General features: G+C 73.6%; 20 protein-coding genes. 7 read left to right on the top strand and 13 right to left on the bottom strand.

Annotated elements, in window-relative coordinates; translation table 11 throughout:
- Positions 1 to 16: 16 nt before the first annotated feature.
- Together BLV02_RS04880 and BLV02_RS04885 are read right to left on the bottom strand one after the other, a co-directional pair.
- Positions 17 to 1,537, bottom strand: a complete 1,521-nt coding sequence (locus BLV02_RS04880; RefSeq protein ID WP_069113037.1) for a golvesin C-terminal-like domain-containing protein — start codon at positions 1,535 to 1,537, stop codon at positions 17 to 19.
- Positions 1,538 to 1,644: 107 nt separating this feature from the next.
- Positions 1,645 to 3,087: a helix-turn-helix transcriptional regulator gene (locus BLV02_RS04885; RefSeq protein ID WP_069113038.1), complete on the bottom strand. Its 1,443-nt coding sequence runs from the start codon at positions 3,085 to 3,087 to the stop codon at positions 1,645 to 1,647.
- Positions 3,088 to 3,227: 140 nt separating this feature from the next.
- On the opposite strand from BLV02_RS04885, the gene aceA reads away from it, so the two are divergent.
- Positions 3,228 to 4,523 (top strand): isocitrate lyase, encoded by a 1,296-nt coding sequence (gene aceA / locus BLV02_RS04890; protein WP_069113255.1) that lies wholly within the window; start codon positions 3,228 to 3,230, stop codon positions 4,521 to 4,523.
- Between the two features lie 69 nt (positions 4,524 to 4,592).
- Here aceA and BLV02_RS04895 read toward each other — a convergent pair whose 3' ends face one another.
- From BLV02_RS04895 to dhaK, 4 genes are all read right to left on the bottom strand, one after another.
- Positions 4,593 to 7,517: a beta-L-arabinofuranosidase domain-containing protein gene (locus BLV02_RS04895; RefSeq protein ID WP_069113039.1), complete on the bottom strand. Its 2,925-nt coding sequence runs from the start codon at positions 7,515 to 7,517 to the stop codon at positions 4,593 to 4,595.
- Positions 7,518 to 8,478: 961 nt separating this feature from the next.
- Positions 8,479 to 8,877 (bottom strand): dihydroxyacetone kinase phosphoryl donor subunit DhaM, encoded by a 399-nt coding sequence (gene dhaM / locus BLV02_RS04900; RefSeq protein ID WP_069113040.1) that lies wholly within the window; start codon positions 8,875 to 8,877, stop codon positions 8,479 to 8,481.
- On the bottom strand, positions 8,874 to 9,503 hold the full coding sequence (dhaL, locus tag BLV02_RS04905) for a dihydroxyacetone kinase subunit DhaL (RefSeq protein ID WP_069113041.1): 630 nt from the start codon (positions 9,501 to 9,503) through the stop codon (positions 8,874 to 8,876). Before dhaL ends, dhaM begins: the two co-directional genes overlap by 4 nt.
- Positions 9,504 to 9,505: 2 nt before the next feature.
- Complete coding sequence (dhaK, locus tag BLV02_RS04910) at positions 9,506 to 10,498, bottom strand: dihydroxyacetone kinase subunit DhaK (protein WP_069113042.1); 993 nt, start codon at positions 10,496 to 10,498, stop codon at positions 9,506 to 9,508.
- Positions 10,499 to 10,588: 90 nt separating this feature from the next.
- Between dhaK and BLV02_RS04915 the strand changes: the two genes are divergently transcribed.
- On the top strand, positions 10,589 to 11,230 hold the full coding sequence (locus BLV02_RS04915) for an IclR family transcriptional regulator (RefSeq protein ID WP_425432575.1): 642 nt from the start codon (positions 10,589 to 10,591) through the stop codon (positions 11,228 to 11,230).
- Positions 11,231 to 11,236: 6 nt separating this feature from the next.
- Here BLV02_RS04915 and BLV02_RS04920 read toward each other — a convergent pair whose 3' ends face one another.
- Positions 11,237 to 13,585, bottom strand: a complete 2,349-nt coding sequence (locus tag BLV02_RS04920; RefSeq protein WP_069113044.1) for a hypothetical protein — start codon at positions 13,583 to 13,585, stop codon at positions 11,237 to 11,239.
- 37 nt (positions 13,586 to 13,622) lie between these two features.
- A complete protein-coding gene (locus BLV02_RS04925; RefSeq protein WP_069113045.1) occupies positions 13,623 to 14,117 on the bottom strand; it encodes a hypothetical protein in 495 nt (164 codons plus the stop codon).
- Between the two features lie 158 nt (positions 14,118 to 14,275).
- On the opposite strand from BLV02_RS04925, the gene BLV02_RS04930 reads away from it, so the two are divergent.
- Entirely contained in the window at positions 14,276 to 15,739 is a 1,464-nt protein-coding gene (locus BLV02_RS04930) for an FAD-dependent oxidoreductase (protein WP_069113046.1), read from the top strand.
- Here BLV02_RS04930 and BLV02_RS04935 read toward each other — a convergent pair.
- The gene (locus BLV02_RS04935) at positions 15,736 to 16,197 is read right to left on the bottom strand and encodes an Lrp/AsnC family transcriptional regulator (protein WP_069113047.1); all 462 of its coding nucleotides are present in this window, start codon (positions 16,195 to 16,197) and stop codon (positions 15,736 to 15,738) included. The genes BLV02_RS04930 and BLV02_RS04935 overlap by 4 nt on opposite strands.
- Before the next feature lie 122 nt (positions 16,198 to 16,319).
- On the opposite strand from BLV02_RS04935, the gene hppD reads away from it, so the two are divergent.
- Positions 16,320 to 17,528, top strand: coding sequence for a 4-hydroxyphenylpyruvate dioxygenase (gene hppD / locus BLV02_RS04940; RefSeq protein WP_069113048.1), 1,209 nt, complete (start codon positions 16,320 to 16,322; stop codon positions 17,526 to 17,528).
- On the opposite strand, the gene BLV02_RS04945 is transcribed toward hppD, so the two are convergent.
- Both BLV02_RS04945 and BLV02_RS04950 read right to left on the bottom strand, forming a co-directional pair.
- Positions 17,473 to 18,081 (bottom strand): hypothetical protein, encoded by a 609-nt coding sequence (locus tag BLV02_RS04945; RefSeq protein WP_069113049.1) that lies wholly within the window; start codon positions 18,079 to 18,081, stop codon positions 17,473 to 17,475. The two genes, hppD and BLV02_RS04945, sit on opposite strands and share 56 nt — an antisense overlap.
- Before the next feature lie 12 nt (positions 18,082 to 18,093).
- The gene (locus BLV02_RS04950; protein WP_176986513.1) at positions 18,094 to 20,301 is read right to left on the bottom strand and encodes a preprotein translocase subunit SecA; all 2,208 of its coding nucleotides are present in this window, start codon (positions 20,299 to 20,301) and stop codon (positions 18,094 to 18,096) included.
- Between the two features lie 209 nt (positions 20,302 to 20,510).
- Here BLV02_RS04950 and BLV02_RS04955 point away from each other — a divergent pair, with 209 nt between their 5' ends.
- Genes BLV02_RS04955 through BLV02_RS04965 form a run of 3 tightly spaced genes read left to right on the top strand, consistent with a single transcriptional unit; the run spans position 20,511 to position 23,314 of the window.
- Positions 20,511 to 21,917: a M1 family metallopeptidase gene (locus BLV02_RS04955; protein WP_069113050.1), complete on the top strand. Its 1,407-nt coding sequence runs from the start codon at positions 20,511 to 20,513 to the stop codon at positions 21,915 to 21,917.
- 33 nt (positions 21,918 to 21,950) lie between these two features.
- On the top strand, positions 21,951 to 22,382 hold the full coding sequence (locus BLV02_RS04960; RefSeq protein ID WP_141711706.1) for an ArsR/SmtB family transcription factor: 432 nt from the start codon (positions 21,951 to 21,953) through the stop codon (positions 22,380 to 22,382).
- Positions 22,382 to 23,314 carry a cation diffusion facilitator family transporter gene (locus BLV02_RS04965; protein ID WP_069113052.1) on the top strand — a complete coding sequence of 311 codons (933 nt, stop codon included), beginning with the start codon at positions 22,382 to 22,384 and terminating at the stop codon, positions 23,312 to 23,314. The genes BLV02_RS04960 and BLV02_RS04965 overlap by 1 nt, the downstream gene beginning before the upstream one ends.
- 14 nt (positions 23,315 to 23,328) lie before the next feature.
- On the opposite strand, the gene BLV02_RS04970 is transcribed toward BLV02_RS04965, so the two are convergent.
- A complete protein-coding gene (locus tag BLV02_RS04970) occupies positions 23,329 to 23,628 on the bottom strand; it encodes a hypothetical protein (RefSeq protein WP_141711707.1) in 300 nt (99 codons plus the stop codon).
- A 35-nt stretch (positions 23,629 to 23,663) separates the two neighbouring features.
- Positions 23,664 to 23,897, bottom strand: a complete 234-nt coding sequence (locus BLV02_RS04975; RefSeq protein WP_069113054.1) for a hypothetical protein — start codon at positions 23,895 to 23,897, stop codon at positions 23,664 to 23,666.
- Positions 23,898 to 23,933 lie beyond the last annotated feature (36 nt).

The raw sequence follows: 23,933 nt of genomic DNA on the forward strand, positions 1-23,933 counted from the left end.
GACCTGGTGGCAGAACCTATCGGGAGATGCGGACGGCGTCGGCCTCGATGGAGCCGGCCGTCGACGTCCACCGGCTGACCCCGACGACCGGGCGGTTGCCGGCGGCCAGCGCGAACGTGCCGATGGAGACCCACCGGCCGCCGTTGCTGCGCTGGTCGACGTAGACCGTCTGGTTGCCGCTCGGCGTGGCCACCAGGTACGGCGTGCGCGAGTTGTTCGCCGGGTCCTGCGGGTACCAGACCTCGACGAGGTAGTTCGCGGCCGCCGGGATGTTCGCGCTGAACCAGGCGACGTCGCTGGACAGCACCGGCTGGACGTGCCGGTGGTTGCTGCCGTACTGACCGGGCGCCGACGCCGTGACCCAGTTGGCGCTGGCGGTGAACGCGCCGCCGTTGTCGACGATGACGCTGAACCCCGGCGTGCCGCCGCCGTTGACGTAGCCCATGTAGCGGGTCCAGTCCCAGTTCGGGCCGGGGTCGGTGTGCGTCGCGCCGGGCGCCTCGCTGTGCGCGATGATGTTCGTGCGCGTGCGCGGGATGCCGTAGCGGTCGCAGACGTGCCGGGTCAGCGCCGCCGACGAGCGGTACATGGCCTCGGTGTACCAGGCGGGGTCGTTGACCCAGCCCTCGTGCTCGATGCCGATGGACCGGTTGTTGGTGTTGCCGACGTGCCAGGCGACGTCCTTGTTGCGCACCATCTGCGTGATCTCGCCGTCGGACGAGCGCACGACGTAATGGGCCGACACGTTCGCGCTCGGGTTCTGGAACCACGAGATGCAGCCGGCGTACGACCCCTGGACGGTGTGGATGACAACGCGATCGATGGCGTAGTCATTCGGCCGGTTGGCGACGCGGTAGTTGCCGGAGTTGGCGGCCACCCAGCGGGCCGGGCCGTAGTCGTCGGTCTTGACGGAGAACCGCTGGTCGAGCGTGGGGACGGTGGCGAACGAGCCGTGGTCGGGGGCGACCGCCCGGGCGGCGACGGTGTACGTCTCGCCGTGCGCCTGCAGCGCCAGGCCGCGCTCCAGCGTCTCGTAGACGGTGTCGGCCTCGAGCCGCGCGACCGACGGGTCGGCGTAGCCGGAATAGCGGGCCACCGGCTCGTACCAGGCGTCGAGGCGGCGGCGGTCCGCCGCGCCCAGCCCGGCGTCGTCGGCCAGCGAGCGCAGCAGTGCGGCGGCGCCGTCGACGTTGGCCGCGACATCGGTCCTGAGCGCGTCCAGGCCGTGGCCGGTGAGTGCGGCGGCCGTGCCCAGCGTGTCGGTGGACGGGTTGCTGATGAGGTGCATGACGCCGTAGCCGCCGGCCTGGCTGGGCTGCCCGGCGTGGTCGTCGATGCGGGTGACGGTGTAGGAGAGCGCGACGAGGAGGTCGCGCGGGACGCTGTGCCTGCGGGCCGCGGCGGCGAACGCGGCGGCGAGGTTCGTGACCGGCCGGACGGGGTTGCCGGCGGCGTTGGCGGCGGTCGTGACCACGGGGGTCACGACGATGGCGGCGCCGAGCGCGAGGACGGCGCGTCGGCTGGGTTGACTCGTCACTGCGGATCCCCTCTGTCGCCCGGAGCCGGTGGATCGCACCGGCCGAGTAACAGCAGAACCTACCGACAGTTTGTGGTGCTGTCACCAGGTTCCGGGGGAATGTCCGGTTAATCGGCCGGGGCTCCGGAGTGTCGTTCCAGGAAGGCGTAGACGTCGGTGTCGTCGACTCCTGGAAACGTGCCTGGCGGCAATGCTGCCAGGAGGTGGGAGTGGACCCGTGCACTGGGCCAGGCCCGGCTCGCCCAGCGGCCGGCCAGCGCGGCCGGCGGACGGCGGCAGCAGGACGGATCGGGGCAGGTCGACGTGGCCCTGACGGTGGTCTCGCGGCCCTGGAACCACTTCGAGTGGGCGTACGGGACGCCGACGTCGATGGCGAAGTCGCCCTCGGGCGTGCTCTCGACGTGCGTGGTGCACCAGTAGGTGCCGCGGCCCATGTCGGTGTACTGGTGGTGGGTGGCGTAGCGGTCGGGTGCCGAGAACACCGCCCGCGACGCCCAGAACCGGCAGACCAGCTGGCCCTCGATGGCGCCGGTGACGTCGGCGGGGAACGTGACGTCGTCGTTCTCGTACGCCTTGTAGATGACGCCGTCCTCGCCGACGCGCATGAAGTGCACCGGCAGCCCGAGGTGGTGGGTGGCGAGGTTGGTGAACCGGTGCGCCGCGGTCTCGTAGGAGACGGCGAACACGTCGCGGAGGTCGTCGATGGCCAGCTCGCGCCGGGCCTTGGCGCGCTGCAGGAAGCCGACCGCCGCGGTCTCGGGCATCAGCAGCGCCGCGGCGAAGTAGTTGGTCTCGACCCGCTGGCGCAGGAAGTCGGCGTAGTCGGCCGGCTCGCGGTGGCCCAGCGCGAAGTGCCCGAGCGTCTGCAGCACGATGGTCCGCGGGTCGTGCCCGCCGCGGCCGGTGGACGGCAGGTAGATGCGGCGGTCCTCGAGGTCGGTGACGGAGCGTGTGGCCCGCGGGAGGTCGGCGACGCGGTGCAGCGTGAAGCCGAGGTGCGTCGTCAGTTCGCCGACGCCGCGCTCGGTGAGCGGTCCGCCGTCGTGCCCGACGGCGCGGGAGATGCCGGCCGCGACCTGCTCGGTCTCGGCGAAGTAGTTGCCGCGATCGCGCATCTGCCGGCGCAGCTCGGCGTTGGCCCGGCGGGCCTCCTCGGGGGTGGCGGCCTGCTCGGTGGCCCGGCGGCGCAGTTCGCCGTGCAGCCCGACCAGCGACTCGAGCACGTCCGTCGACACGGTGCTGCCGGCCGTGACGTGCGGCAGCCCGAGCGACGAGTACAGCGGGTCGGCCTGCGCGTGCTCGAGCGCGATCTCCAGCGCCGCCCGGTGCGACGGCGGCTCCGGCTTCATCAGCTCGGCGACGTCGACGCCCAGCGCCGTCGCGATGGCCTGCAGCAGCGTGAGCCGCGGCTCGCGCCGTCCGTTCTCGATCTGCGAGAGCAGCGACGGTGCGCGGTCGACGGCGGTCGCGAGCGCGCCCAGCGTGAGCCCGGCGGCCTTGCGGGCGTGCCGGATGCGGCGGCCCAGGGTGACGAGGTCGAGATCGGCCATAGCTTCCCCATGAGTGAATTTCAGCGAATATTCACCCACTCTACTAGTGGGTGGGTGCGGTGGCCGGGCGGCACCGTGTAAGACGTCAGCAATTCACCGAACCGGGAGTGAGCATGACGACGACAGCCGACCCCGACCTCATGACCGGCGCCGCGCCGGCGGACCGTCAGGCCGCCGAGGCCGCCGCCCTCGCCGAGCAGTGGGCGACCGACCCCCGCTGGTCCGGCGTGCGCCGCACCTACACCGCCGAGGACGTCGTGCGGCTGCGCGGCACCGTCCGCGAGGAGCACACGCTGGCCCGCCGCGGCGCCGAGCGGCTGTGGGAGCTGCTGCACCAGCCGGAGCACGTGGCCGCGCTGGGCGCGATCACCGGCAACCAGGCGGTGCAGATGGTCCGGGCCGGGCTCAAGGCGATCTACCTGTCCGGCTGGCAGGTCGCGGCCGACGGCAACACGTCCGGCAACACCTACCCGGACCAGAGCCTCTACCCGGTCAACTCGGTGCCGACGGTCGTCCGCCGCATCAACAACGCGCTGCTGCGCGCCGACGAGATCACCTACGCCGAGGGTGCCGACCCCGGGTTCGACTGGCTGGCCCCGATCGTCGCCGACGCCGAGGCCGGGTTCGGCGGGCCGCTGAACGCGTACGAGCTGGCCAAGGCGCTGATCGCGGCCGGGGCGGCGGGCGTGCACTACGAGGACCAGCTGGCCTCGGAGAAGAAGTGCGGGCACCTCGGCGGCAAGGTGCTGGTGCCGACGGCGCAGCACGTCCGCACGCTCAACGCCGCGCGGCTGGCGGCCGACGTCGCCGGCGTCCCGACGATCATCGTGGCCCGCACCGACGCCCTGGCCGCGGAGCTGATCACCAGCGACGTCGACCCGACCGACCAGCCGTTCCTCAGCGGCGAGCGGACCGCCGAGGGATTCTACCGGACCCGCTCCGGCGTCGAGCCCGTCCTCGCCCGCGCGCTGGCCTACGCGCCGTACGCCGACCTGCTGTGGGTCGAGACCGGCACGCCGGACCTCGCGCTGGCCCGCAAGGTCGCCGAGACGGTGCGCGAGCAGTACCCGGACAAGATGCTGGCGTACAACTGCTCGCCGTCGTTCAACTGGAAGGCGCACCTCGACGACGCCGAGATCGAGACCTTCCAGCGCGACCTCGCCGACCTCGGCTACCGCTTCCAGTTCATCACGCTGGCCGGGTTCCACCAGCTCAACTACGGCATGTTCGACCTCGCCCGCCGCTACGCCGAGAGCGCGATGACGGCGTACGTCGACCTGCAGCAGCGTGAGTTCGCCGCCGAGCGGCTCGGCTACACCGCGACGAAGCACCAGCGCGAGGTCGGGACCGGCTACTTCGACCTGGTGTCGACCGCGCTGAACCCTGACAGTGACACGCTCGCCCTCAAGGGGTCCACGGAGGAGGAGCAGTTCTGACGGGCCTGGCTGCGGGCGGATCACCGGGGCTCTGGGACCGCCGGTGATCCGCCCGCCGTCTGATGGGCGTCAGAACTCGCTCTGCGACCGGGCCGCCGCGACGAGGATGGCCTGGCGCTGCTGGCGGTTGTGCCGCCCGGCCTCGAACCACTCCTTCGAGACGGCCTCGACCCGGCGGACGAGGTCGCCGTGGGCGGCGAACGGCGCGGCGTCCCAGACGCGGTCGAGGAACGTCTCGCCGTCCTGGTCGCGGATCGCGTCGTTCGGCACGCCCGTCGACTGCGACCGGAAGACCACCTCCGGCTCCACCCGCTTGACGTACGGGTGGAACGCGTTGAACTGCCCCGGCACCGGGTCGGCGACGTAGTACGGCGCCAGCAGGTACCCGTGCGTCGTGAAGTGCATCGACGCGTCGCTGGGCTGGATCGACGCCGCGAGGTCGCCGTCCAGCCCGAGCTGCGCGAAGAAGCTGAACTCGCGGTAGCTCGGGGTGGCGTCGCGCACGACCATCAACGTCGGGCCGTACATGATGGACTGTATTGATCGATCATTGAGCGCCTTGTCCACCCAGAAGCTCAACGGCATCGTGATGTCGACGATGTCGCCGGCCTGCCAGCTGCGGCTGACGGTCACGTACGACGACGGCGTCGCGTCGACCTTCTGGTCCTTGCCGTTGACGGCGACGGTGTAGCCGTGCCGCGCCCAGCCCGGCACCCGGAGCTTCAGGTCCAGCGGGCCGCTGCCGCTGACGAAGCGCAGCCGGGTCGACCCGGCCGCGGGGAACGCCGTCTCCTGCGCGATGACGAAGCCGCGCTCCGGCCACGTCAGCGTCGCCGGGATGAACAGGTTCAGGTAGAGCGCCGACCCGTCGCCGGACCGGAAGAACACCGTCTCCTGGTACTTCGTGTGGCTCTCGACGCCGGTGCCGTTGCAGCAGCTGCCGTTGCCGCCGTACCGGCTGTACTCGATGGTGTTGCCGATGCGGCGCGACCGGCCCGGCCACATGTTCTGGTGGTACGTCACCTCGGTGGCGGTGACGCTGTCGACGTCGCGGCGTGAGCTGAGGATCTGGTTGTGCAGCGCCCGCTCGTAGAAGTCCATCAGCGCCGGCTCGGGCTCGTGGAAGAACAGGTTCCGGGTGAGCCGGAGCATGTTGTACGCGCAGCACGTCTCGGCGTGCCGCGGGTCGCTGCCCGACGTGAAGCCGGACGTGATGTCGCCGCGGGCGCGGAAGTGCTCGCTGCGACCGGCGCCGCCGTTGCTGAACGTGCGGTGCGGCACCACCATGCCCCAGAAGTTGCGCGCCGCCGTGTGGAAGTCCTCCTCGCCGGTGTGCTCGAAGATGCGCAGGTAGCCGATGTTCGGCGCCATGTACTGGTTCGCGTGCCGGCCGTTGAGCTGGTCGCTGTTCTCGATGCTGGCGGAGAACAGCGTGCTGAACGTGAACATCCTGGCGGTCTCGAGGAACCTGGCCCGCTGCCCGGCGTCGGTCGTGTGGCTCGCGAGCTCGGCCATGACCTCGTTCATCGAGCCGGCCTCACCGGCGCTGTAGGTGTTCCACATCTGGTCCCGGCCCTCGGGCGAGATGCGGCTCAGGCGGCTGTGCACCCATTCGCCCATGCGCAGCAGGATCGGCAGCGCGTCCTCGTTGCCGGTGAGGTCGTACGCGTTGAGCAGGCCGCGCATGATCTTGTGGTGGGTGTACCAGACCGCCCAGACGGCGTTCGGGCCGCTGTTGGGCTGCACCATCGGCGGCTCGATGCGGATGAACTGGCCCTCCGGGAACGCGGCCAGGTAGCCCGGGTAGCCGGTGCCGACGATGGTGGCGTGCCGGCCGTTCCCGGACGCGTCCGGCGCGGTCTCGCCCTCGTCGTCGAAGGTCCAGCGGGCCCGCAGGGAGGTGTCGTCCCCGCTGCTCGGGCCGGTGCTGAGCGCCTGGATCTCGGTGGCGCTGAGCGCCCGGCCATGCAGCTGGACCTCGTCGACGGCGGCGTTGAGCAGGACGTGGTCGTTGCTGGTGGAGCGGCCGATCCAGTTGCTGGCGGTGTCGCCCAGGGCCGCCGGGGTGATCGTCATGGCCGTGTTGACGCCCGCCTCGACGCCGTTGACGTACAGCCGTCCGGTGCTGCCCTGCAGGGTGACGGCGACGTGGTTCCAGGTGTTCAGGGTGAGTTGAGTCGTGCTGTCGATGCGCTGCTCGGCGTTGGTGCCCTCGGTGGTGATCGCGAACCGCGGGCCGACGTCGTTCGAGATTCGCGCGGTGAGCGCCAGGTAGGCGCGGGTGCTGGTCGCGAGCGTGAGGATGCGCGCGTTCGTCTGGCTGCTACCCGGGTTCACCCACGCGCTGAACGTCGCGTCGGTGAGGCCCGGGGTGAGACCGGACGGGAGCGTGACGAACTGGTTCGGGTGCGGGTCGCTGAGCCTGACGGCGTTGCCGAACCGGCCCGCGACCCGCCCGAAGTTGCGCTGATCGAGCGCGTCCTGGACCTTCGCCAGCTCCTCGACGATGTAGTCCAGCTTCGTCAGGAAGATCTCCTCGCCGGTGGCCGCCCAGCACTGCGCCAGCATCGTCATCCAGTGGCCGGAGAAGTGGCCGCGGAGCAGGTGGTTCGGGGTGTCCCAGCCGCCCGGCCAGGTGCCCGGCGCGGGGAGCCCGGCGTTCGCGCGGAACAGGTGCAGCATGCGGTCCGGCCCGTCCAGCGGGTCGCTGGTGCCCGGGTAGTGGCGGGCGTAGTCGACCATCCGGTCGCGTTTCGCCTTGTAGATGCCGTCGCCCAGGCTGACCTGGTTCAACGCGAACGGCGCCACCTCCCACCCGGGGGACGTCCAGCCCGGGCGCGGGGTGCCGCCGGGGATGGCCGGCGCTGGTGTGGCCGCTGCTGGTGTGGCCGCCGCGGGTGCGGCCGCCGTGGCCACGGCCGACGCCGCCGCCGGTGCGGCCGCCGCCATCGCGCCGAACCGCAACGCGTCCCGCCGGGAGAATCTCTTGCTCATGTCTGGCCCTCCTCGTTCCGGCCCTCGTCGGCCGCGCTATGTGAGCGTTAACAACGTGGTGGAGAGTCCGCAATGGACGGATGTGACCTGTGATGTGTGAAATAGTGCCCGCTGTCGCAGGCAGGGTCAAGGGTGATCTTCACCCGGCGCCGGAGGGCGGCCCGCGGCCCCGAAACCGGCTGACGCCCCGGAATCCGGCTGACGCCCGGGGTCGGCCGGTGTCCCGGGAACCGGCTGACGCCCGGGGTCGGCTGGTGTCCCAGGAACCGGCTGACGCCCGGAAGGTGGCTGGCGCCCGGAATCCGGCTGACGGCCCGGAATCCGGCTGACGGCCGGGATCGGCTGACGCCCGGCAAACCGGCCGACGCCCGGGAATGCGGCGCGTCTGGGCCGCATCGGTCCGCCAAGCGCCGGTTTCCCGGGCGTCAGCCGGACTCACGGGCGCGAAGCCGCCGGGCCCGCGGGTGCGCGAACTGCCTGGCCGCCGCCGTGGCCCTCTCAAACCATGCCGAGCCGCGGGCCGGCTGGCCGCTGAGGCCGCCTTCTCGAGTCACGCCGGGCCGCGGGTGTGCGCGGGCCAGACGGCCGCCGCCGGCAGCCGTCTCAGGCCACGCCGGGCCGCGGGGTCCCGCGGGCCATCTCGCCGCCGTGGGCGTGCGTGGGCTGCCTTGCCACTGGCGGCGGCCCTCTCAGGCCACGCCTGGCCGCGGGTGTGCGCGGGCTGCCTTGCTGCTGGCGGCGGCCTTCTCAGGCCACGCCGAGCCGCGGGTCCGCGCGGGCCGCCTGGCCACTGCCGGCTCGGCGACCTGCAGCCATGCCGAGTTGCAGGCCTGCGTCGACCGCCCGAGCCACACGGACCACACCAGCCACGGGGCGCCCGTTGACCGTGGAGGAACCGGGGTTCCAGGAGCGGCGGAACCCCGGCTACTCCAGGATCAACTCGGTCGGGCGGCCGTGCGCGTCAGAGCTTGCGCATCGACCAGGCTTGTTCGGCCGAACCGACCACGGTGTCGAGGTCCTGGCCGGTCGAGGCGAGCACCGCCGCGGCCACCGCGCCCTCGGTGAACGGGGCGTCGGCGAGGCGGACGAGGGCGCTGTCGCCGTCGTCCTCGAGGTCTTCGAGCAGCGTCTTCGCCGTCAGCACCGAACTGCCCATGTCCATGAGGACGCAGACGCCGTCGCCGCTGTCGGCCGCCTTCACGGCCGCCGCGATGAGGTCGATGCTGGTGCCGAACCGCCCGTCGTCGGTGCCGCCGGCGGCGCGGATGGCGACCGACGGTCCGGCCAACTCCGCCGCCATCTCGGCGACGGAGCCGGCGACCGCCGGACTGTGGGAGACCAGCACGATGCCGACCGTCACTGCACGACCTCCGCCAGCGCCCGCAGGATCAACGCCGTCGAGGCGGCGCCGGGGTCTTCGTGACCGACGCTGCGCGGACCGAGATAGCTGGCCCGGCCCTTGCGCGCCTGCATCGGGACGGTCGCGGCCAGCCCCTGCTCGGCGCCGTCGGCGGCGGCAGCGGCCGCCGCGGCGAGCGGCCCGCCGTCGGCCGCCACCGCCTGGAACGCGGCGACCGCCGGCGTGAGCGCGTCGACCATGGTCTTGTCGCCCTCGTTGGCGCCGCCCAGCTCCTTGATGGCGGTCAGGGCGGCCTCGAGCGCCGCACCGACCTCCTCGGCGGAGGCGGAGGCGGTGTCGCCGAGGGCCTTGCCGGCCCGGCGGAACGCGCTGCCGTACAACGGCCCGGACGCCCCGCCGGTCTTCGCCACGATGCCCCGGCCCGCCGCGACGAGGACGTCGCCCGGGGTGGAGGGTGCGCGTTCGGCGATGTTGGTCAGCGCGGCGGCGAGCCCACGGGCCATGTTGGCGCCGTGGTCGCCGTCGCCGATGGCGGCGTCGAGGCTGGTCAGCCGTGCCTCGTCGGCCTTGACGGCGGCCTCGGCCGCGGTGATCCAGGCCGTCGCCGTCTGTGCGTCGAACGCCATGCTCACCGTCCCCACCGCAGCGCGGGCGTCTCGACCGGAGCGTCCCACAGCCGCAGCAGGTCGTCGTCGAGCGACATGACGGAGATCGAGAAGCCCTGCTGGTCGAGGCTGGTGATGTAGTTGCCGACCAGGCTGCGCGCGACCCGTCCGCCGTGTCCCTCGATCCAGGCGACGGCCTCGGCGAACGCGCCGTACAACTCGATCAGCGGGCTGCCGCCCTGGCCGTTGACCATGACCAGGACGTCGCCGGAGACCGGCCGGTCGGCGTGGATGACGTCGAGCGAGTAGCCGACGAGGTCGTGGATCGGCGCCATCTTGCCGCGCTCGCGGCCCGGTTCGCCGTGGATGCCGACGCCCAGCTCGACTTCGTCGTCGGCGAGGTCGAAGCCCGGCTTGCCGGCGGCCGGGACGGTGCCGGCGTGCAGCGCGATGGCGAACGACCGGGTGACCTCGTTGACGTGGCTGGCGATGCCGGCGACGGTGTCGAGGTCGGCGCCCTCCTCGGCGGCGGCGCCGGCGATCTTCTCGACGAACACCGTGCCGCCGACGCCGCGGCGCCCGGCCGTGTAGGTGGAGTCCTCGACGGCGGCGTCGTCGTTGGTGACGACGCTGACGACGCGGACGTCCTCGTCGTCGGCCAGTTCGGCAGCCATGCGGAAGTTGAGCACGTCGCCGGTGTAGTTCTTGACGATGTGCAGCACGCCCGCGCCGCCGTCGGCGGCCTTCGTGGCGGCCAGGATCTGGTCGGGCACGGGTGACGTGTACACCTCGCCCGGCGCGGCGGCGCTGAGCATGCCGTAGCCGACATACCCGCCGTGCAGCGGTTCGTGTCCGGAGCCCCCGCCCGAGACCAGTCCCACCCTGCCCTGAGTCGCGCCGCCCGCCCGCGAGATGACCCGGTTCTCCAGGTCGACGGCGAGCGACGGGTGGGCGGCGGCCATGCCGCGAAGCGCGTCGGCGATGACCGAGTCGGGGGAGTTGATCAGCTTCTTCATCGACGGACCGACCTTTCCGTGATGCGGATGTCATCTGCGTGCCACAGTACGCGCGAAACGGCCCGCCGGACCGTGGACCGGCGAACCTCTATCGTTGTCGCCGTGGTGGAGATCTCGCAGACGCTCGATCGCGGCCTTCGCCTGCTCGAGGTGCTGTCCGGGTCCAGCGACGGCCTCACCGTCGCCGAGGCGTCCACCGTCCTCGGCGTCAACCGCACCATCGTCTACCGCCTGCTGGCGACGCTCGAGCAGCACGGCCTGGTGCGCCGGGTCGCGGGCGGCCGGTTCAGCGTCGGGTTCGGGGTGCTGACGCTGGCCGGCAGCGTGCAGCCGTCGCTGCGGCAGGTGGCGCAGCCGGTGCTGCGGGCGCTCGCCGACGACGTCGGGGCCACGGCGCACCTCACCATCGCCGACGGCGCCGAGGCGCTGGCCGTCGCCGTCGTCGAACCGACCCGCACCGACTACCACGTCGCCTATCGGGTCGGCTCGCGGCACCCGCTGGAGCGCGGCGCCGCCGGGCGGGCCGTCCTCGGCGGCCGGGAGGGATCGGCGGCGTTCGTGAGCACGGTCGGCGAACTGCAGACCGGCGCCAGCGGGGTGGCCGCGCCGGTCATCGGGGTGGCGGGGGTCGAGGCCAGCGTCGGCGTCATCGCCCTGTCCGCGCTGGACGACGACACCGTCGGGCCGCGGGTGGTCGCGGCGGCGGCGCAACTGGGCGAGCGGCTCGCCTGACGACGCTCAGCCGCTGACCCTGACCTCGATCTCGTTCGAGACCATCTCCGGGTCGTCGACGTTGACCAGGCGGAACAGGTTCGGGCCGGGCGCGTCGGTGGCGACCGAGCCGCTGAACGTGCCGTCGGCGCGGGTGGTCAGCGTGATGGGGCGGCTGGCGGGGTAGTCCTGCCACTCGCCGTCGCCGACCTTGTGCTGCAGCGACACCCGGATGCCGCCCTCGACCGGCGCCAGCGTGCCGGTCAGCGCGATGAGGTCGTTCGGCGCGACCTCGGCGGGGTCGGCGGTGAGGCGCAGGCCCTCCTCGGCGACGGGCTCGCCCGGGACCGACGTGCCGGGGTCCTGGCTGGCGGCGTCGCCGGGCTGGCCGTCGTCGCGGGAGCCGATCCAGGCGCCGCCGGCGAACCCGATGACCGCGGCGACGGCGAGGCAGGCGGCCAGCGCGCCGGTCGTGGCCTGGCCGGGCGGGCCGGCGGGGGTGCGGGTGCCGGTGCGGGTGCCGGGGCCGGTGCCGGTGCGACGGGGTGCGGTGCGGGTGGTGGTCCGGTCACGGGTCGTGCGGGGACTGCGCGCGTGGTCCGGCGCGTCGTCCAGGTCGTCGAGGTGGTCGAGGCCGCCCTGGTCGTCCGGGTCGGCGTCGGGGAGCGCGGGGGCGTGCCGGGTCTCGGGAGCGAGCCTGGTCTCGGGGGTGTGCCTGGTCTCGGGGGTGTGCCGGGTCTCGGGGGTGTGCCGGGCTTCGGGGGCGCCCGGGCCGAAGGCGGCGGCGAAGCCGGGACCGGGCTCGTACGCCCTGGTCTCCGCCGGTGCGGCGACGGCGGTGGCCGCGGTCTCGGGCTGCGGCTTGGCCCGGCGCGCGGCGGCCCGGCGGCCGCCGGACCGGGACGTGCCCCGCTCAGGCGCGGCGGGCGCGGCGACGGTGCCGGCGTCGTCGTTCTCGGCGGCGAAGTCGGCCCAGAACGCGGCGTGGGCGTCCGGGGTGGCGGCTGGCTCCGGGGACGGGTCGGCGGGCTGGATGGCGGGCGGCGCCGCGTCGGGATCGTGTGGGTCGGCGGCAGGGTCGGTGGTGCCGGAGTGGTCCGGCCCGGAGTGGTCCGGCCCGGCGTGGCCGGGGCCGCGGCTGCGACCGGCGCTGCGGGCAGACCTGGTCGCGCCGGCGGCGGGGCGGGCGGCGTCGGGATCGTGTGGGCCGGCGGCAGGGTCGGTGGTGCCGGAGTGGTCCGGTGCGGGGTGGCCGGTGCCGCGGCTGCGCCCGGCGGTGCGGGTGGAGCCGGTCGCGCCGGCGGCGGGGCGGGTGGCGTCGGGGTCGTGTGGGCCGGTGGCAGGGTTGGCGGCGCCGGAGTGGTCCGGCCCGGCGTGGTCCGGCGCGGAGTGGCCGGGGCCGCGGCTGCGACCGGCGGTGCGGGCGGATCTGGTCGCGCCGGCGGCGGGGCGGGTGGCGTCGGCGAGGGGGTCCGGTTCGGGTGTGGAGCTGAGGCCGAGCGGGTCGTCCGGCTCGATCCGGAGGCGCCCCGACGCCGACCGGCGTCCCTCCTGTGGCGCGGGCTCGGGCGCGTCGATGCGGCCGGACCGGGACGACCGTCGGCCGGCCGGGGGCGTGGCCTGGGCGGGGGGTGTGGCCGCCGGCTCGGCGATGTCGATGCGACCCGATCGGGACCGGCGGCCGGGTCGTGGCGTCGCCTCGGGGGCGTCGGTGGCCGGCGCCTCTCCCGCGGCCGGAGCGTCGGTGACTGGAGCCCCGGCGGCCGGAGCGTCGGCGGCGGGCGGCGCCGACGAGGGCGGGGTGGTGTCGATGCGACCGGACCGGGACCGGCGGCCGGGCTGGGACGGGCCGGCCGGCGGCACGGTCTCGATGCGGCCCGACCGGCGTCCGCGCTGCGGCGTGGCCTCGGCCGGGTCGGCGGCGGGTGCGCCGGACTCGGGCGTCTCGACGAGGCCGGACGTGCGGCGCGGGGCGGGCGAATCCGGCGTCTCCATCAGGCCGGACGCGGCGCGGCGGCCAGCAGCGGGCGCCGACGTGTCGATGGGGCGGCTGTGCTTGGCCGCGTGGTCGGCTCGCGCAGCAGCATCCGACGCAGCACCCGACGAACCGCCCGGGGCCGGCCACAACGGCGTCCCGAGCTCGTCGCTCAGGGGCGCCAGCAGCGGCCCGGTCTCGTGCGGCGCCACGGTGCCGGACTCGAGCCAGGAGGCGATGCCGAGGTCGTCGTCGCCGGAAGCGTCGCCGGAACCGGAAGCGTCGGAACCGGCATCAGAACCAGCGTCGGACGGAGCGTCGCCGGAGCCGCGGCCCGCGGCTCGGCGGCCGCCGGCGGCGTGCTTGGCGGCTCGCGCGTCGCCTGTGGCTGGTCGGGACATCGTCGCCTATTGAAGCATCCGCCACCGACGTTGCGCCTCAGCCGACCGTGACCTGGACTTCGTTCGACACGACGGAGTCGTCGTCCTCGCGGACGAGGCGGAAGGCGTTGGTGCCGGTCTGGCTGGTCGAGGCGTAGGTGCTGAAGGCGCCGTCGGCGTTGGTGACGGGCTGGTTGTTCAGCGGGAACGTCTCCCAGTCGCCGCCGTCGATGCTGCGTTCGAGGCGCAACTGGATGCCCTCTTCGGGCGGGTCGATGGCGCCGGTGAAGTCGATCTGGCCGCCGGGGGCGATCGAGGTCTGGCCGGCGCTCAGGGTGAGCGCGCCGTCGCCGGCCGGTGCGTCGGTCTCGGGCGGGGTCTCGCCGCCGGGGGTCTCGCCGACGGGGGTGGTGTCGTCGGGCGCGTTGGTCTCGGACGCGGACGGCGAGTCGTTGCCGGACTGCGAGCCGAAGTAGCCCCCGCCGGCGAAGCCGACGATGGCTGCGGTGATGAGGCAGGCGGCGAGCGCGCCGCCCGAGGCTCGACTGGACATCGGAGACATTCAACCCTGACACCCGGGGGGCGAGGCAAGTCGGCAGGACCACGACGTCAGACATGACCAGGGGTGACGCAGAGTGTGATGAAGCCGGCGGATACGAAACGCGTCCGGGCGGGTACCGTGCCGACAGGCCGACGAGCCGGGAGGGATCGATGAGTGAGACGGACGTCGTCGTGGTCGGGGGCGGCCCGGCCGGGCTGCTGCTGGCCGGCGACCTCGCGGGCGCCGGCGTCGGCTGCACGCTGCTCGAACGGCGCACCGGCCGCTCGCCGCTGACCCGCGCGTTCGCCGTCCACGCCCGCACCCTGGAGGTGTTCGACGCCCGCGGCATCGCCGACGATCTCATCGGCACGGGGACGCGGGTGGCCGGGCTCAGCCTGTTCGGCAGCATCGAGGTCGACCTCTCCGACCTGCCGACGCGGTTCCCGTTCGTGCTCGTCACGCCGCAGTACAACGTCGAGGACGTGCTGGCGGCGCGGGCCCGCGCGGCCGGCGCCACGCTCGTCGAGGGCGCCGAGGTGACCGGTCTGGACCAGGACGACGACGGCGTCACCGTGCGCGTCGACGGCGGGCCGTCGGTCCGCGCGGCCTACACGGTCGGCGCCGACGGCGTGGGCAGCACCGTCCGCGAGGCGCTCGGGCTGCCGTTCCCCGGCGAGGCGGTCGTGGAGTCGGTCATGCTGGCCGACGTCCGGCTGGCCGACCCGCCCGACGAGGTGCTGGTGGCCAACGCCGGCGACGAGGGGTTCGCGTTCGTGGCGCCGTTCGGCGACGGCTGGTTCCGCGTCATCGCCTGGGACCGCAAGGCGCGGCGGCCCGACGACGACCCCGTCGACCTCGACGAGATCCGCGACGTCGCCACCCGGGTCCTCGGCACCGACTACGGCATGCACGACGCCCGCTGGATGTCGCGGTTCCACAGCGACGAGCGGCTGGTCCCGAGCTACCGGAAGGGCCGGACGTTCCTCGCCGGCGACGCCGCGCACGTGCACTCGCCGGCCGGCGGCCAGGGCATGAACACCGGCCTGCAGGACTCCGCGAACCTGGGCTGGAAGCTCGCCGCCGACCTGCACGGCTGGGCCCCGCCCGGCCTGCTGGACAGCTACGACACCGAGCGCCGCGCCGTCGGGGCCAGCGTCGTGCAGGGGAGCGGGACGCTGCTGCGCCTGGCGCTGACGGGGTCGGCGCCGCTGCGCGCGGTCCGCAACGTCGCCGGCGCCGTCGCCGCGAGCATCGCTCCGATGCAGCGCAAGGCCGGCGAGTTCGTGTCCGGGCTGGCCATCGGCTATGGCCGGGCCCGCGGCGACCACCCGCTGGTCGGCAAGCGGGTGCCGGACGTCTCCGTCGTCACCGACTCCGGCACGAAGACCCGCCTCTACGAGGCGCTGCGCGGCGGCCGGTTCGTGCTGCTGACCGGGCAGGACCACCACGGGCTGGTGAACCCGTGGGCCGGCCGGGTCGACCTCGTCACGACGGTCGACCGCTCGCACGGCCTGACGCTGGTCCGCCCCGACGGCTACGTGGCCTGGGCCACCGACACCCGCCCGATGATCCGCCGTGACGCCGAGCTGCGGGCCGCGCTGATCGCCTGGTGCGGCGAGCCCGGCTCGGCCTAGCCGACCGCCGACGCCACGAGCGGGAGGATCCGCGGCGCGACGACGGTGGACAGCGCGATCAGCGTGGTGGTGCGGACGATGTCGTCGTCGCCCACGAGGTCGTCGATGACCCGCTGCAGGTCGTCGTTGTCGCGCGCGACGATGCGGCAGAGCAGGTCGCCCTGGCCGGTGATGGTGTGCACCTCGAGCACCTCGGGGATGCGGCTCAGGTGCGCGGCGACGGACTCGCGGGCGCCCTGGCGGATGTCGAGCGAGGCGAACGCCGTGACCCGGAAGCCGAGCGCGGCGGGGTCGACCGTCGGCGCGAAGCCGGCGATGACCCCGGTGTCGCGCAGCCGGTCGAGCCGGGCCTGCACCGTGCCGCGGGCCACCTGCAGCCGTCGCGACGCCTCCAGCACGCCGATGCGCGGCTCGTGGGTGAACAGCTCGAGGATCCGGGCGTCGAGGGCGTCGATCATGCGATCTCCTGACTGGACAGTCTGCACAGTGATCCAGCAGAAACAGTGTCCACACCGTACACCCTGATCAGCGCCTCGGTGGCCTCTTGCACACCCGAGAGCGGCCCCGGCAGAGTCCTGTCATGACGGCCACCGACCACACTCTGACGCCCGAAGAACGCGACGCCGACCTCGATCTCGAGCAGCTCAAGCAGCTCGTCGGACTCGTCGAGTACGACGAGAGCAAAGACCCGTTCCCGGTCACGGCGATGGACGCGGTGGTGTTCGTCGCCGGCAACGCCACGCAGGCCGCGCACTTCTACCAGTCGGCCTTCGGCATGGAGCTGGTCGCCTACTCCGGCCCCGAGACCGGCAACCGCGACCACAAGTCGTTCGTCCTCAAGAGCGGCTCGGCCCGCTTCGTCATCAAGGGTGGCGTGCACCCGGAGAGCGAGCACCTCGACCACCACCGGCGCCACGGCGACGGCGTCATCGACCTCGCGCTCGAGGTCCCCGACGTCGACAAGTGCGTCGCGCACGCGCGGGCCCAGGGCGCCACCGTCCTGGACGAGCCGCACGACGTCAGCGACGAGCACGGCACCGTTCGCATGGCCGCCATCGCGACGTACGGCGAGACCCGGCACTCGCTGGTCGACCGGTCCCGCTACTCCGGGCCGTACCTCCCCGGCTACGTCGCGCGGACGTCCACCCACGTCAAGCGCGACGGTGCGCCGAAGCGCATGTTCCAGGCCGTCGACCACTGCGTCGGCAACGTCGAGCTCGGCCGCATGGACTACTGGGTCGACTGGTACCGCAAGGTCATGGGCTTCATGAACATGGCCGAGTTCGTCGGCGACGACATCGCCACCGAGTACTCCGCGCTGATGTCGAAGGTCGTCGCCAACGGCAACCACCGGGTGAAGTTCCCGCTCAACGAGCCGGCCATCGCGAAGAAGAAGTCGCAGATCGACGAGTACCTGGAGTTCTACGGCCAGGCCGGCTGCCAGCACATCGCCCTGGCCACCGGCGACATCCTGCGCACCGTCGACCTCATGCGCGCCGAGGGCGTCGAGTTCCTGGACACCCCAGACGCCTACTACGACGACCCCGAGCTGCGGGCCCGCATCGGCACCGTCCGCGTCCCGGTCGAGGAGCTGAAGAAGCGCGGCATCCTGGTCGACCGCGACGAGGACGGCTACCTGCTGCAGATCTTCACCAAGCCCATCGGCGACCGCCCGACGGTGTTCTACGAGCTGATCGAGCGGCACGGCTCGCTGGGCTTCGGCAAGGGCAACTTCAAGGCGCTGTTCGAGTCGATCGAGCGCGAGCAGGAGAAGCGCGGGAATCTCTGACCTCGGTCGTCTGCACCAGCCCGTACACGAACCGGGCCAGCCGTCCCGAGCCGGTGGGCGTCGTGAACACGACGTGCCACCGGCTCGGCGCGTCGCCCTCCAGGTGCTTGACGCCGGCGTAGGTGCGCTCGACGTCGCCGATGACGCACGACCACGGCTCGAGGTCGCCGTCGGCGGGCAGCTCGGGGACGGCGCCGCCGTGCTCGCGGGCCAGCCAGCCGTTGACGACGCTGCCGGTGGCGCTGGTCAGCAGCTCCCAGCGCAGGTCCGGCCAGAGCGGCAGGTACCAGTGGAACAGCCGGCACTTCACCTCGCCGATGCTCACGTCGCTCTCGCCGACCGGCGCGCCGAGCACGATGCGGTAGCGGTCCAGCCCGCGCGGCGCCGTGCGGGACCGCTCGACCGTCTGCCAGAACGCGTTGGCCTTCCGCGCGTCGGAGCGGGTGACGCCGAGCCGCTCCCACGCGGCCTCGACCAGCTCCGGCTGGTAGTCCTGCATGCGCCGCAGCAGGGTCAGCTGGAACTCGGTGACGCCGAAGCCGCTCAGTGCCATCGGGTCAGTGTGTCAGCTCGCCGCCGGGCGCTCGTCGTCGCCGGGGCGGCCGAGCAGGCGCCCGGCGACCCCGCGCAGCAGGCGGTCCAGTGGCGAGCCGAACGGGTCGTCGCGGGCGACGTAGGTCCAGGTGGCCGACGGGCGGCCGAGGCCGAGCTCGGCGGCGTCGGTGAGGTCGGGGTGGGCGGCCAGGAACGCGTCGGCGTCGTCCTCGGCGTCCTGGAGCAGCGGCTCGAAGGCGCGGACGGCCTCGGCGTTGAACTCCACCACCGGCGCCTTGCCGGACAGCGACCGCAGCGGCGTGCCCTCGCGCACCTGCGCCAGGTGGGCGAGGTGGTCGGTCCACGCGCGGTCCAGGTAGTGCAGCCGCACCCCGCGCTCGGGCTCGGGAAGGGCCAGCAGCTGCTCGCGGCGGGCCAGGACGTGCTCGCGCTGGCGGCGCGGCACCTCGGCGTAGGAGTGGGTGTTGGCGTAGATCCGCAGCGCCAGCCCTTCGGCGACGCGTTGCGCGTGCTCGGCCTGCGCGCGGGCGCCGGCCGCGGCGATGCGGCCGTCGGCGCCGGACGAGGCGCGCAGCCGGGCGTGCCGCGCGACGAGGTCGTCCTCGAGGCTGGCGAAGAACGCCGAGCCGCCGGGGTCGCCCTGGCGGCCGGCCCGCCCGCGCAGCTGGTCGTCCAGCCGCGCCGCCACGTTGAGCTCCGTCCCGACGACCAGCAGCCCGCCCAGCGCGGCGATCTCGTCGCGGCTCCCGGTGCTGCCGCCCAGCCTGATGTCGACGCCGCGCCCGGCCAACTGGGTCGAGACGGTGACGGCGCCGCGGCGTCCGGCCTCGGCGATGACGGCGGCCTCGGCCTCGTCGTTCTTCGCGTTGAGCACGACGCACGCGACGCCGGCGTCGGCCAGCAGGGCGGCCAGCTCCTCGCTGTCGGCGACGCTGGGCGTGCCGGCGAGCACGGGCCGCCCGGAGGCGTGCGCGGCGGCGATGCGGTCGACGACGGCCCGCAGCTTGTCGGCCCGCGTGGCGTAGAGGGCGAGCGGCTCGTCGTCGCGGACGCACGGCACGTCCGGCGCGACGACCTCGACGCGGCGGCGGTACATGCGGTCGAACTGCTCGACCGCCGACGCCGCCGTGCCGGTCATGCCGCACAGCAGGCCGAACTCCTCGACCAGCTCGGCCGCCGTGACGGAGTCGAGGACCTCGCCGGCCTGGCTCGGCGCCAGCCCCTCCTTCGCCTCGACGGCCGCCTGCAGGCCGTCGGGCCAGCGCTGCAGGTGCGCGACGCGGCCCTTGGAGGCGTCGACGAGCTGGACGGCGCCGTCGCGGACGATGTAGTCGACGTCGCGGGTCAGCAGCGCCTCGGCGTGGACGGCGAGGTTGGCCAGCGTGAGGGTGCGCCCGCCGTCGGCCTCGGAGTAGAGGTCGACGCCGAAGGTCTGCTCGATCAGCTCCTCGCCCGCCGTCGTGAAGCCGGCGCCGTAGCCGTCGGCGCTCACGGTGTAGTGGGTGTCCGGCCGCATCGACGCGACCAGCTCGGCCATCGCGGTGTCGGCCTCGGCGTCGTCGACGGCGCCGGCGAGGACGAGCGGCAGCCGGGCCTGGTCGACGAGCACGGAGTCGGCTTCGTCGACGATGACGACCTCGCGGCGCCCGCGCACCCGCTCGGCCTCGTCGCGGACCAGGCGGTCGCGCAGGGTGTCGAAGCCCAGCTCGTTCGCCGCCACGTACACGACGTCGGCGGCGTAGGCCGCGCGCCGCTCGCCGGGCGCCGACGTGGCGCCGACCCAGGCCACCTCCACGCCGGCCGCGTCGTACAGCGGGCGCATCCACTCGGCGTCGCGGCGGGCCAGGTAGTCGTTGGCGGCCAGCACCGTGACGTGCCGGCCGCGGACGCTGGACAGCGTGGCCGCCAGCGCCCCCACCAGCGTCTTGCCCTCGCCGGTGTCGAGCTGCACGATGCGCCCGGCGAGCAGCCCGAGCACGGCGGACAGCTGGTTGTCGTGGGCCCGCTCGCCGAGCGCGCGCCGGCCCAGGTCGCGGACGAGCGCGAGCGCGTCGCCGTCGTCGCCGGCGGCGCGCAGCCGCCGGCTCAGCTCGCCGCTGGGAACGTCGGCCAGCGCGGGCTCGGCCTGCCCCGCACGGCGCACCGTGCGTTGGCCGGCGGCGTCAGGGGCCAGCGGCCGGACACCGAGAAAACCCGCGAGACGCGCGCGCACACCCACGAGACGCCAGCCTAGGCGGTCGGCAGGCGGCCCCCTCCGGCGCGGCTTTGCAATGAGCACCAATACGCACCGGGCCGCCGGGACCGCTGGTGGTGCGTATTGGTGCTCATTGCAAAGGGGGTCGCCCCACAGCCAGGGGAGCGTTCCCTTTTGCCCGGTTTTCCGGCAGGCTGCGCTGATCACCGTCTACTCCCGTGGGAGCGTCCTCGATGAGATCTCGTGTCAGGTCCGCCGTCGTCGCCGCGGCCGCCGTGGCGTTACTGGCCACCGCCGCCGTCCCCGCCAGCGCGTCCAGGCCGGCGCCGGGTGAGTCCGGCGCGGGCGACGCCTACTTCCCGTTCGCCGGGAACGGCGGCTACGACGCCGTGCACTACGACCTCGACCTGCGCTACCAGCCGCCGGCCGCCGCGCCCGCGCCGCTGACCGGCCGGCTGGACGCCGTCGCGACCGTGACGATCGTGCCGACGCGGCACCTCACCAGCTTCAACCTGGACCTGCGCGGCATGGACGTGGAGTCCGTCGTCGTGCGGAACCGGCCGGCGGAGTTCACCCGCGAGGGCGACGAGCTGATCGTCACGCCGAAGACGATCCTGCCGCGCGGCAAGGCCGTCGACGTCGTCGTGACGTACGGCGGCGCGACCGGGCGCCCGACCGACATCGAGGGCGCCCTGTACGGCTGGGTCACGACCCGCGACGGCGCGATGGTGGCCAGCGAGCCGGATGGGTCGATGACGTGGTACCCGGTCAGCGACCACCCGACCGACAAGGCCACCTACGACGTCGCCGTGACGGTGCCTGAGGGGCTGGTCGCGGTCGGCAACGGCGACCTCGTCGGCTCCGACACCGCCGGCGGGTGGACGACCTGGGAGTGGTCGGCGCGCGAGCCGATGGCCAGCTACCTGGTGACGGCGTCGGTCGGCAACTACGAGCTCCGGCAGACGGCGACGCCCGGCGGGCTGCCGCTGATCGACGCGATCGACCGCGACCTCGCGCCCGCCGCGTCGGCCGGGCTCGCGCAGACGGCCGAGATGATCGCGCTGTTCGAGACCCACTTCGGCCCGTACCCGTTCTCGTCCTACGGCGCGATCGTCGACGACGACAGCGTCGGCTACGCGCTGGAGACGCAGACCCGGCCGATCTACTCGACCCGGGCCAACGAGGGCACCGTCGCGCACGAGCTGGCGCACCAGTGGATGGGCAACTCCGTCAGCCCGGCGCGCTGGCAGGACATCTGGCTGAACGAGGGCTGGGCGACGTACGCCAGCTGGCTGTGGGGTGAGCACGACGGCGGGGCGCCGGCCGCCGACCGGTTCGCCGCGGTGATGGCGCGGCCGGAGTCCAACGCGTTCTGGCAGACCGTCGTCGCCGACCCGGGCCCGCTCGGGCTGTTCGCGAGCGCCGTCTACGACCGCGGCGCGGCGACCCTGTACGCGCTGCGGCAGGAGATCGGCGCCGACGCGTTCGGCGCGCTGTCGCGGGAATGGCCGGCCCGGTACAGGGACTCGGTCGCGACGACGGACGACTTCCAGGCGCTGGCCGAGGAGCTGTCCGGCCAGGACCTGGAGGACTTCTTCGACGTCTGGGTGTGGACGGCGGGCAAGCCGGCGGTCCCCTGACCGTTCATCGGCAGGACGCGCTATCATCGGCATATGACGATGAATCGGGTGTCCGTCGACGCGGCGGCGGTGCAGCTGTTCCACAGCCTCGCCGACCCCGCGCGGCTGGAGATCGTGCGGCTGCTGGGCCACGGCGAGCGGCGGGTGGTCGACCTCACCGGTGAGCTGGGGCTGGCCCAGTCGACGGTCTCCGGCCACCTGTCCTGCCTGCGCAACGCCGGGCTGGTCGAGCCGCACCCGCACGGCCGGTCCACCTTCTACGCGCTGGTCCGGCCCGAGCTGTGGGCGCTGCTGTCCGCCGCCGAGGACGTCCTCGCGGCGACCGGCTCGCCCGCCCGGCTGTGCCCCGACGGCGTGGGCGCCGCGCACGCGCCGCACGCCGACGCCGTCCCGCACGCCGAGGCCGGGCACCGGGCCCGTCCCGACGCGTCCGCGCCCGCCACCCGGCCGGGGCAGGTGCACTGATGGGCGCCGGGCACGGTCACGGGCACGGCCTGCCGCAGGGCGCCACCGCGTCGTACGCGTACCGGCGCCGCATGCAGCAGGTGTTGGTGCTCATCGTCGTCGTCATGCTGGTGCAGGTCGTCGGCGCGTACCTCTCCGGGTCGCTGGCGCTGCTGGCCGACGCCGGTCACATGCTGGCCGACGGCCTCGGCGTCACGCTGGCGCTGGTGGCCACGGCCATCGCGGCCAAGCCGGCGAACACCACGCGGACGTTCGGCTGGCAGCGGGCGGAGATCCTGGCGGCGCTCACCAACGGCGTCGTCGTCGGCGTCATCGGGGTGCTGGCCATCGTCGGCGGCGTAAGGCGGCTCGGCGAGCCGGGCGAGATCGAGACCGGCATCATGCTGGTGGTCTCCATCGTCGGCCTGCTGGCCAACGTCGTCGCGCTGTTCCTGCTGCGCTCGGGCCAGCGCGAGAGCCTGAACGTGCGTGGCGCGTACCTCGAGGTCATGGGCGACACCCTGGGCTCGCTGGCCGTCGTCAGCGCGGCCATCGTGATCATGGCGACCGGCTGGGTCCGCGCCGACGCGCTGGCGTCCATGCTGATCGGCGTGCTCATCCTGCCGCGCGCCTGGATGCTGCTACGCGAGGTGCTCGACGTCCTCCTCGAGGCCACCCCCAAGGGCGTCGACCTCAAGGAGGTCCGCCACCACATCATGGACCTCCCCGGCGTCGTCGACGTGCACGACCTCCACGCCTGGACGATCACCAGCGGCGTCCCGGTGCTGTCCGCCCACGTCGTCATCACCGACTCCGCCGAGCCCGGCTGCGGCGCCGACTCCGTCCTCGACGGGCTGCACGAATGCCTGGCCGGCCACTTCGACATCGAGCACAGTACGTTCCAGATCGAGCCCCAGGGCCACGTCGAGCACGAGCACGCCGGCCACGCCTGACCCTCCCATGATCATCAACGAAACGGGTCGCCCTGGCAGCCCATTTCGTTGATGATCATGGGGCGACGCGGCAGGACGGGCCGCACGATCGGGGGCGTCCGGTCCAGCCGCGGGCGCGCAGGACGCGGACGTGTTCCGCGGTGGGCGCGTTCGACGCGGCGCAGGTGGCGCAGCTCCAGCGGTGACTGGGCGCCGTCGGCGACGTCGGCGAGCATGGCTTCGGTCATGGGCCGCCAGCGGATCTTCTTGCGTCGTGTCAACGCGTCGGCCAGACGTTGCGGTGTGGTGAGGCGGCGTTGGCAGGCCGCCGTCACCCAGCCCTCCGTGAATCCTGCCTCCGACGCACCTGTCAGCCGGCACGGTGACTCGCCGCGGCGCGACGACCGGCGCGCAGGACGGCCGCCCACACCTGGGCCTCGAACGGCAGCGGACCCGTGAACGTCGCGAACGTGTGCGCATGGAGGCGATGCCACCGGCCTGCGCCGACCAGCCACTTGATCTTGGCCACGGTGAACCCGGCCGGCAGCGCCTGAGCACGGCTGACGACACCGCACTGGGCGGCGATCAAGGCGTCGAGTTCCACACCGCCAGCCTGCGCGAACCGGCCGCCGTCGCGCCA

The sequence above is a fragment of the Jiangella alba genome, assembly GCF_900106035.1.
GTDB classification, from domain to species: domain Bacteria; phylum Actinomycetota; class Actinomycetes; order Jiangellales; family Jiangellaceae; genus Jiangella; species Jiangella alba.

Bases quoted from the DNA above. Each gene is read 5' to 3' on its own strand.
- BLV02_RS04885 (WP_069113038.1), bottom strand. From the start codon at position 3,087: ATGGCCGATCTCGACCTCGTCACCCTGGGCCGCCGCATCCGGCACGCC.
- aceA (WP_069113255.1), top strand. From the start codon at position 3,228: ATGACCGGCGCCGCGCCGGCGGACCGTCAGGCCGCCGAGGCCGCCGCC.
- BLV02_RS04895 (WP_069113039.1), bottom strand. From the start codon at position 7,517: ATGAGCAAGAGATTCTCCCGGCGGGACGCGTTGCGGTTCGGCGCGATG.
- dhaL (WP_069113041.1), bottom strand. From the start codon at position 9,503: ATGGCGTTCGACGCACAGACGGCGACGGCCTGGATCACCGCGGCCGAG.
- dhaK (WP_069113042.1), bottom strand. From the start codon at position 10,498: ATGAAGAAGCTGATCAACTCCCCCGACTCGGTCATCGCCGACGCGCTT.
- BLV02_RS04920 (WP_069113044.1), bottom strand. From the start codon at position 13,585: ATGTCCCGACCAGCCACAGGCGACGCGCGAGCCGCCAAGCACGCCGCC.
- BLV02_RS04925 (WP_069113045.1), bottom strand. From the start codon at position 14,117: ATGTCCAGTCGAGCCTCGGGCGGCGCGCTCGCCGCCTGCCTCATCACC.
- BLV02_RS04930 (WP_069113046.1), top strand. From the start codon at position 14,276: ATGAGTGAGACGGACGTCGTCGTGGTCGGGGGCGGCCCGGCCGGGCTG.
- BLV02_RS04935 (WP_069113047.1), bottom strand. From the start codon at position 16,197: ATGATCGACGCCCTCGACGCCCGGATCCTCGAGCTGTTCACCCACGAG.
- hppD (WP_069113048.1), top strand. From the start codon at position 16,320: ATGACGGCCACCGACCACACTCTGACGCCCGAAGAACGCGACGCCGAC.
- BLV02_RS04945 (WP_069113049.1), bottom strand. From the start codon at position 18,081: ATGGCACTGAGCGGCTTCGGCGTCACCGAGTTCCAGCTGACCCTGCTG.
- BLV02_RS04955 (WP_069113050.1), top strand. From the start codon at position 20,511: ATGAGATCTCGTGTCAGGTCCGCCGTCGTCGCCGCGGCCGCCGTGGCG.
- BLV02_RS04960 (WP_141711706.1), top strand. From the start codon at position 21,951: ATGACGATGAATCGGGTGTCCGTCGACGCGGCGGCGGTGCAGCTGTTC.
- BLV02_RS04965 (WP_069113052.1), top strand. From the start codon at position 22,382: ATGGGCGCCGGGCACGGTCACGGGCACGGCCTGCCGCAGGGCGCCACC.